The 8,667-nt window shown below is 69.9% G+C and carries 7 protein-coding genes; all 7 read right to left on the reverse strand.

The window, feature by feature from the left end:
- A partial coding sequence (locus tag G7B71_RS15100; RefSeq protein WP_166042423.1) for an SPOR domain-containing protein occupies positions 1-1,130 on the reverse strand: 1,130 nt, incomplete at its 3' end.
- A gap of 215 nt (positions 1,131-1,345) precedes the next feature.
- Positions 1,346-2,785, reverse strand: coding sequence for a cell division protein FtsZ (gene ftsZ, locus G7B71_RS15105; protein ID WP_166042426.1), 1,440 nt, complete (start codon positions 2,783-2,785; stop codon positions 1,346-1,348).
- Positions 2,786-2,894: 109 nt separating this feature from the next.
- Positions 2,895-4,166 (reverse strand): cell division protein FtsA, encoded by a 1,272-nt coding sequence (gene ftsA / locus G7B71_RS15110; protein ID WP_243406271.1) that lies wholly within the window; start codon positions 4,164-4,166, stop codon positions 2,895-2,897.
- Positions 4,167-4,168: 2 nt separating this feature from the next.
- Entirely contained in the window at positions 4,169-5,128 is a 960-nt protein-coding gene (locus tag G7B71_RS15115; protein ID WP_166042428.1) for an FtsQ-type POTRA domain-containing protein, read from the reverse strand.
- Positions 5,125-6,045, reverse strand: coding sequence for a D-alanine--D-alanine ligase (locus G7B71_RS15120; protein ID WP_166042436.1), 921 nt, complete (start codon positions 6,043-6,045; stop codon positions 5,125-5,127). The genes G7B71_RS15115 and G7B71_RS15120 overlap by 4 nt, the downstream gene beginning before the upstream one ends.
- A 9-nt stretch (positions 6,046-6,054) precedes the next feature.
- Positions 6,055-6,948: a UDP-N-acetylmuramate dehydrogenase gene (gene murB / locus G7B71_RS15125; RefSeq protein ID WP_166042431.1), complete on the reverse strand. Its 894-nt coding sequence runs from the start codon at positions 6,946-6,948 to the stop codon at positions 6,055-6,057.
- 136 nt (positions 6,949-7,084) lie between these two features.
- Positions 7,085-8,497, reverse strand: a complete 1,413-nt coding sequence (gene murC / locus G7B71_RS15130; protein WP_166042438.1) for a UDP-N-acetylmuramate--L-alanine ligase — start codon at positions 8,495-8,497, stop codon at positions 7,085-7,087.
- Between the last annotated feature and the right edge of the window lie 170 nt (positions 8,498-8,667).

Below are 8,667 nucleotides of genomic sequence, written 5' to 3' on the forward strand. Positions count from 1 at the left end.
GCGCCCGCCGCCGGCTCGGCCGCGGCTGTGCGGACCGGGGCGGGGTTGGCCGGAGCCTGGCCGAGGCGTTCCCATGCGCCGGGATCGGGCGCTGCGGGCTGGACGGCGGCCGACGCCTGGGCGGCGGCATTGCCGAGGCCGGCGAGCTCGACCGGCGCCTCGACCCGCGCGGTCAAGGTCGGCGTCGGCACCGATGCCGCTGCGGTCCGAGCCAACGGCTCGTTCGGATGCGGAAGGCTGATGCGGGGCCGGGCCGGGGTGACGGAAGCGGTGGCGACGGGAGAGCGACTCACGCGGCCGCGGACCGGCGTTTCGGAGGCACCGGGACGACGGCGATCGGCATTGGAGGCGACGGCGATCGGCAAGCGACCCTGGAGCGGCGAGGCGCTACCGCCGGCGAAGGCCAGCGCGCCGGGATCGGCCGACATGGCGGTGCGTGCACCGCCGCCCGTGGTCGGGAAGCGGCCGAGGTGCGCCGCCGACGCCATCTGCACTGGCGACAGGTTCGACATGCGCTGGAGGAACGGCACCATCGCGTCGCCGGCGCCGTTCGGCATCGCCGCGCGAGCCGCGTCGCGCGCGCCGACGGCATCGCCGCTCAGCGCGAGGACGAAGGCGCGGGTGCGCAGCGACGCGCGGTCCCCGCTCCGAACCAGGCCCTCGATCACGCGCAGCCCGGCCTCGCGCTGGCCGGTGATCGCCAGCGACAGCGACAGCCGGCGGCGGACCTCGGCATCCTCGCGGTGGCGCAGCGCCATCACATAATCCTGCTGGGCGCGGGCAGGCTGGCCGATCAGGTCGTAGGCGAGGCCGCGGTCGCCGGCGAGCGCGGCTTCGGCGAGGCCGAGCGACTGCGCTTCGTGGAACAGGCGCAGCGCCTCGAGCGCGTTGCCGCTATGGACATGGGCCGCGGCGAGGCCGGCCTTGGCGCGGCCATCGCGCGGCGCAACCTCGACCGCTCGGGTGAAGAAGCCGAGCGCGGCGGCGCTGTCGCCGAGCTCGAGCGCGGCGTTGCCGGCGTCGATCAGCGCGGCGGAACTGTTCGGATTGTCGGCGAGCGTGGTGAGCTGGCGGCGCAGGTCGGCTCCCGCCGCGCCCGTCTGGGCGGCGGCCGGCGCGGCAAGCGACAAAGTTCCAGCAGCCGCAGCGAGCAAAGCGCCGCGGAGTCCCCGTCCCCGAACATACTTCATGGCCGCGTTAGAACCGGATCGGGGTTTCCCAGCAATGACTAAGCCTCTGGAGTTGCGGCCAGTCGGGGCCGGAAAGGGATGGGCTGAATCATCGGCGATGCAAAAAGGGCGACGGAATGACCGTCGCCCTCTTCGCCATCTCCTGATGCGCCGGCTTACTGGTTGTTCTGCCGGTTGAGGAAGCGCGGGATGTCGAGCGGGTCGCGCTCGCGGCGCATGCGCGGACCGTCCTCCTCGACCTGCGCCTTGGCGGCGCCGCGGGCGATGTTGGACATGCGTTCGAACAACGTGCCGCCCTCGCTGCGCGGCGCGGACCGCTCGGGGGCGCGCGGCGCCTCCTGCTCCTGCGCCACCCACGACCGGGTCTCGGGCTGGGGCTGGGGCTCCGGCTGCGCCTCCTCCTCGGCGACCATGTCGACCTCGCCGAGCAGCAGCTCGTCGCTGACCTCGGCCTCGGCCGGAAGCTCCAGCGTCTCTTCTTCCTCGGCCTCGGCCGCAATCGGCTCGGACTCCGCCGGCGCGACCGACTCCGGCTGCGCGGGGATCGCAGGCGTCTTCTGGGTTTCCGTGGCGCGGCTGCCCGGGAAGGCGAACACCTTAGCCGGCTGCACCGGCGCCTGGGTCACCGCCTCGGCGTCGATTCCGGTGGCGACGACCGACACGCGGATCTTGCCGTCGAGGTCGTTGTTGAACGCCGAGCCCCAGATGATGTTGGCGTCCGGATCGACCAGGTCCTTGATGTGGTTGGCGGCCTCGTCGACCTCCATCAGGCGCATGTCCTCGCCGCCGGTGATCGAGATGATCACGCCCTTGGCGCCGCGCATCGAGACGCCGTCGAGCAGCGGGTTGGCGATCGCCTGCTCGGCGGCGGCGATGGCGCGGTTGTCGCCGTCGGCCTCGCCGGTGCCCATCATCGCCTTGCCCATCTCGCTCATCACCGAGCGCACGTCGGCGAAGTCGAGGTTGATGAGGCCGGGCATGACCATGAGGTCGGTGATCCCGCGAACGCCCTGCTGGAGGACCTCGTCCGCCATCATGAACGCTTCCTTGAAGGTCGTGTTCGGGTTGGCGATGCGGAACAGATTCTGATTGGGGATGACGATCAGCGTGTCGACATGCTGCTGAAGCTCGTTGATTCCGTTCTCGGCGGCGCGGCTGCGGCGATTGCCCTCGAAGCTGAACGGCTTGGTGACGACGCCGACGGTGAGGATGCCCTTGTCGCGCGCCGTCTTGGCGATGACCGGGGCCGCGCCGGTGCCGGTGCCGCCGCCCATGCCAGCAGCGATGAAGCACATGTGGGCGCCGTCGAGCGCAGCCTCGATCTCGTGAATGGCTTCCTCGGCCGCCGCCTTGCCGATCTCGGGACGCGCGCCCGCGCCGAGACCCTGGGTGATCTTGTGGCCGAGCTGGATCTTGCGGTCCGCGAGGCTGTGGTTGAGCGCCTGCGCGTCGGTGTTGGCGACGACGAAATCGACGCCCTGAACATCGGAGTGGATCATGTTGGCGATCGCGTTGCCGCCAGCCCCGCCAACGCCGATCACACTGATCCGTGGCCGGAGCTCCTCAACTTCCGGACGGATGAAATCGATGCTCATTCACTTCTCCCCTGTTCCTCGGTCCCGGGCGCGAAAAACCGTGTTAAACCTTTTTGCACCATGAGATTCTGGCGTGCGAGCAAAAAAGTCATGGCGGTGGATAAACCTGTTAATAACCACTCCTGAAGGCTGTGATCAGCCTCTGCAGAACATTGCCTGACGCGGTGCGGCCGCCGGTCGTCGGGGGGCGGACCATGCGGACGCGAAGGTCAAGCTCGTCCGATCCAGCAAACTGCGCGAGGCCCGCCAAGGTTGCGAAAGCCGGGCCGCTATGTGCCTCAGGCAAGCCAGGCAGACGCGGACGGCCCACCCGGACGGTCCGGCCGAGCGCGCCCTGGAGATAGTCGGCGACGCCTTTCAGCTCGGCGCCGCCGCCGGTGATCACCACCTGGCGGGCGAGCGGCCCCGCGAAGCCGAGCTCCTGAAGAGCCTCGGCGATCTGTCCGGTCAGCATGTCGAGCCGGCGACGGATCACCGCGACCAGCTCGGCGCGGGTCACGCGCGCTGACTCGACGCCGTCGCCGCCGCCGGCGATCGGCGCCAGCTCGATCATGTCGTGATTGTCGCGCGGAGTCGTCGAGGCCGAGCCGTAGAAGCATTTGATCCGCTCCGCCTCGGCGCGGCGGGTGCCGAAGGTGGAGGCGATGTCGTCGGTGATGTCGCCGGCGCCCATCGGGATCGATTTCAGCCCGGCGAGGGTGCCGACCGCGAACACCGAGACGTTGGTCACCCCTGCCCCAAGCTCGACGAGCGCGACGCCGAGCTCGCGCTCCTCGTCGCTGAGGCACGACTTGCCGGTCGCCACCGGCGAGGCGACGATCGCCTCGACGCCGAGATGGGCGGAGCGAACGCACAGGTCGAGGTTCGCGGCCGGCGCCGGCTCGGCGGCGACGAGATGGATGTCGACCGCGAGCCTGTCGGCGTGGAGACCGAGCGGCTTCTTCACCCCGTCGAGCCCGTCCAGCGTGTAGAAGGCGGGCACGGCATGGAGGATGGTGCGGTTCCTGGGATCGATCGCGTCGCGCCCGGCGTCGAGCAAGGCGTCGATGTCGCCCTGGCCGATCTGACGCCCGCCAATCGCCACCTCAACATTGGCGACGTCGCTGACCATGCCGCCGGCCGAGAATCCGACGAAGACCTGCTCGATCCGTGTCGATGCGATGCGCTCCGCCTGCTCGACGGCCTCGCGGATTGCGCCTTCGCAGGCGGCCATGTCGGAGATGAAGCCGCGCTTGACGCCGCGGCTAGCGCGCTGGCCGGTGCCGAGGATGTTGAGCGCGCCGTCGTCGCCGGGCTCGGCGATCAGCGCGCACACCTTGGACGAGCCGACGTCGAGCGCGCCGACCAGGGTGCGTTGAACCGGGGGCGTCGGACGCTTCACGATCAGATGGTCCTCGCCATTTCTTCAGGGGACTGGCCGGCCGCGACGGGCGGCGCCACCGCCGGCAGCTCGCCGTTCTCGCCGGGCTTCAGACGCACAACCATGCGGCCCTCGATGCGCATGTCGAAGCGGACGAAATTGCCGCCGAGCAATTGCCGGCGCTGGTCCATGTCGGCGAAGCGGCGAAGCGCGCGCTGCGCCGGCTCCATGCCTTCCGGAAGCGCCAGGGTCTCGCCGGTGTGGAACCTGAGGTCCCAGCGTCGGCCGCCGATCCAGGCGGCGCTGGCGAGCAGCGGCCGCAGCCGCGGCGCCGCTTCCATGAGGGTGCCGAGCTCGCTCACCCGCCGCTCCGCGCCCGGCCCCGCGACCGTCGGCAGGGTCGGCACCGCGTCGGGATGCACCTCGCGCAGCGCCACGCCGTCGCCGTCGATCAGGAACAGGCGCTGGCCGTTCTGCCACAAGGCCGCCGGCGTGCGCTCGACCACGTCGACGACCAGAGTATCCGGCAGGCGGCGCGACACGCGCGCATCCTTGATCCAAGGAAAGGTCATCAGCCGCGCGCGGATCGCGTCGAGATCGACCAGCGGCATCGCCCGCGACGGCTGGTCGAGCACCGCATTGTAGACGATGTTGTGGTCCATCCGGTTGAGGCCGCGCAACTCGACCCGGCGCACCGCAAACCCGCTCGCGCCGACCTGCTCGCCGATCGCGTTGCCGGCCATTTGCGGAAGGCGCATGGCGACCGCGACCGCCGCGCCGACGACGAGCAGGACGATCGCCACGCCCCACATGGTCAGCCTCCGCATCGTCTGGCGGGAGACCGGCAGGCTTTCGAGCAGCCCGGGCTGCTGTTTCTTCTTAGCGCCGCCGCGCTTGCGGGCGGGTGCCGAGCGCGTGCCGGCGCGGCTTGCCGGACGGCGGCCGGACGATTGCGCGCCGCGTGCGATGCGGGCGGCGGTCATGGCGAGATGCCCAGCGCTTCGGCGACGATCCGCTCGACGAGGTCGGCGTAGCTGATGCCGCGATACTTGGCCTGCTCGGGAACCAGGCTGAGCGGGGTCATGCCCGGCTGGGTGTTGACCTCCAGCAGGTAGAGACCTTCGACGCCCTTCTCGTCGTCCCAGCGGAAGTCGGAGCGTGACGTGCCTTCGCATCCAAGCACCTGGTGCGCCTTCAGCGCCATCGCCATCGCCGCGTCGCGGACGTCGTCGGGGATCTGCGCCGGGCAGACATGGGTGGTGAGACCGTCGGTATATTTGGCGTCGTAATCGTAGAAGCCCTGCGTCGGCTTCAGCTCGGTCACCGCCAACGCCTCGTCGCCAAGCACGGCGACGGTCAGCTCGTGGCCCTTGATGAAGGGTTCGGCGAGGAGATGGTCGAACTCCTGCCAGGGCCCCTTCACGTCGCGGCCGATCGGGTTGCCGTAATTGCCGCTGTCGGTGACGATGGCGACTCCGACCGACGAGCCCTCGTTGACCGGCTTCAGCACATAAGGCCGCGCCATCGGGTCCTCGCGATGGAGGCTCTCGCTCTCGACGATCCTGCCGTCCGGCATGCGGATTCCGGCGGGGACGAGGACCTTCTTGGTCAGCTCCTTGTCGATCGCGACGACCGAGGTCTCGAGGCCGCTATGGGTGTAGGGGACCTGCATCAGGTCGAGCATGCCCTGGACGGTGCCGTCCTCGCCGGGCGTCCCGTGGAGCGCGTTGAACACCACGTCGGGCCGAACGCCGGCGATGACCTGCGCGAGGTTGCGGTCCATGTCGATGCGCGTAACCTGGTGGCCGCGGCTCTCCAGCGCGTCGGCGACCCCGTTGCCGGAGGTGAGCGACACCTCCCGCTCGGCCGACCAGCCGCCCATCAGGACCGCGATGTGCAGCTTTTTCACTTATTCCACTCCAACACGCTGAATTTCCCATTCGAGCTCGACGCCCGAATGCGCCTTGACCCGGCGGCGCACTTCCTCGCCCAGCGCCTCGATGTCCGCGGCCTTCGCCGAGCCGAGGTTGAGGAGGAAGTTGCAATGCTTCTCCGACACCTGCGCGTCGCCGATCGTCAGGCCTCGGCAGCCGGCGGCGTCGACTTCCTTCCACGCCTTTGTGCCGGGCGGGTTCTTGAAGGTCGATCCGCCGGTCTTCGAGCGCAAAGGCTGCGAAGCCTCGCGCTCCGAGGCGATGCGGTCCATCTCCGCCTGGATCGCCACCGGCTCGCCGGGCTCGCCGCGGAACACCGCGCCGACGACAATCGCGCCCTCGGGCAGCTCGCTCTGACGATAGGTGTAGCCGAGCGCGTCGAGCGGCAATGTCGTCCGCTCGCCCGAACGAAGCACCAGCTCCGCCTCGACCAGCACGTCCTTCACCTCGCGGCCATAGGCGCCGCCGTTCATCCGCACGAAGCCGCCCACCGTGCCGGGGATCGAGCGCAGGAATTCGAGGCCTGCGATGCCCGCGTCGCGCGCGGTCGACGACACCAGGATGCCCGACGCACCACCGCCGCAGCGTAGAATCGTGTCGTTGATCCGCTCGACCTTGGCGAAAGCCTTGCCGAGCCGAACCACCACGCCCGGAACGCCGCCGTCGCGGACGATGAGGTTGGAGCCGAGGCCGAGGCCCATGACCGGCACGTCCGGCTCGAGGCCGGCGAGGAAATCGGACAGGTCCTCGACATCCTTCGGCTCGAACAGCCACTGCGCGTTGCCGCCCGCCTTGAACCACACGAGCGGCGCCAGCGGCGCCTGCTCGGTCAGCCGCCCGCGCACACGGGGAAGCTCGGCGACCGTCATCGCACCGCCTCCCGCGCAATCCCCAAACTCACCGCTCGTCCTGAGCGAAGTCGAAGGGCGCTTGCACCACGGCCCGTGCGGACGCCCTTCGACACGCTCAGGACGAGCGGAGAGTGCGTGAGCTGCATGAAGCCCATCACTTGTTGAGCCTCGCCTGGGTGATTCCGTCGGCGAGGCCGGCCGCCCATTTGGTGATGTCGCCGGCGCCGAGGCAGATGATCATGTCGCCGCGCGCGGCGAGGTCGCGAAGCACCTGGCAGGCTTCCTCCTGGGTCGCGACCTCGCGGGCGGCGCGGTGGCCGCGCTCCTTGAGGCCTTCGACGAGCGCGGCGCTGTCGACGCCCTCGATCGGCTGCTCGCCGGCGGCATAGACCGGCGCGACCAGCACGATGTCGGCGTCGTTGAAGGCGCCCTGGAACTCGTCCATCAGGTCGCGAAGACGGGTGTAGCGGTGCGGCTGGACGAGCGCGATCACCCTGCCCTGCGCGCCCTCGCGGGCCGCCGACAGCACCGCTTTGATCTCGACCGGATGGTGGCCGTAATCGTCGATGACGATCGCGCCCTGAACCTCGCCGACCTTGGTGAAGCGGCGCTTGACCCCGTCGAACTTGTCGAAGCCGTGCGCGAGCACGTCGTCCGCTATGCCCATCTCGGCGGCGACTCCGATCGCGGCGAGCGCGTTCTGGATATTGTGGCGGCCGGGCATCGGCAGTCGGACGCCCTCGATCACGCGCACCTCGCCATGGCGGTCGCGGATCGCGACGTCGAAGCGGTTGCCGCCGGGGTACGGCTGGACGTTGTCGGCGCGCACGTCGGCCTGGGCAGCGAAGCCGTAGGTGACGACCCGGCGGTCGCGAAGCCGCGGGATGATGCCCTGCACTTCGGGATGGTCGACGCAGAGAAGAGCGGCGCCGTAGAAGGGCACGTTCTCGACGAACTCGACATAGGCGTCCTTCGCCCGCTCGAACGAGCCGTAATGATCGAGATGCTCGGGATCGATGTTGGTGACCACCGCGATGGTGCCGTCGAGGCGAAGGAAGCTGCCGTCGCTCTCGTCGGCCTCGACCACCATCCAGTCGGACGAGCCGAGCCGGGCGTTGGAGCCATAGGCGTTGATGATTCCGCCGTTGATCACGGTCGGGTCGATCCCGCCCGCATCGAGCAGGGCCGCGACCAGCGAGGTCGTGGTCGTCTTGCCGTGGGTGCCGGCGACCGCGATGGTCGACTTCAGCCGCATCAGCTCGGCGAGCATCTCGGCTCGGCGAACCACCGGGATCCGGCGCTCATAGGCCGCCTCGACCTCGGGATTGTCGCGCTTCACCGCGGTCGAGATGACCACCACCGCGGCGTCGCCGAGATTGTCGGCGCTGTGGCCGATGGCGACCTGGATGCCGAGCTTCCTGAGGGCCGCGATGCGATAGCCCTCGGCGGCGTCGGAGCCCTGCACCTTGTAGCCGAGGATGTGCATCACCTCGGCGATCCCGGACATGCCGATGCCGCCGATGCCGACGAAATGGATGGTGCCGATGTCCTGGAGCGCGCCGCGCATGCCGACCTGATGCTTCATGCGTAGGCTCCGCCGGGAATGGGCTTCTTGATCTTCTCGTGGATCGGCATGGTGATCGGCGCGCCGCCGCCGCCGGTGCGCTCGACGAGGTCGGCGAGGTCGCGCGCGGCCTGGGGCCGCCCGACCGCGCGGGCACGCGACGCCGCGTTGGC

This window comes from Sphingosinicella sp. YJ22, assembly GCF_011320075.1.
Classification (GTDB): domain Bacteria; phylum Pseudomonadota; class Alphaproteobacteria; order Sphingomonadales; family Sphingomonadaceae; genus Allosphingosinicella.

Excerpts from the sequence above, each read along its gene's own strand:
- ftsZ (WP_166042426.1), bottom strand. The coding sequence starts at position 2,785 with ATGAGCATCGATTTCATCCGTCCGGAAGTTGAGGAGCTCCGGCCACGG.
- G7B71_RS15115 (WP_166042428.1), bottom strand. The coding sequence starts at position 5,128 with ATGACCGCCGCCCGCATCGCACGCGGCGCGCAATCGTCCGGCCGCCGT.
- murB (WP_166042431.1), bottom strand. The coding sequence starts at position 6,948 with ATGACGGTCGCCGAGCTTCCCCGTGTGCGCGGGCGGCTGACCGAGCAG.
- murC (WP_166042438.1), bottom strand. The coding sequence starts at position 8,497 with ATGCGCGGCGCGCTCCAGGACATCGGCACCATCCATTTCGTCGGCATC.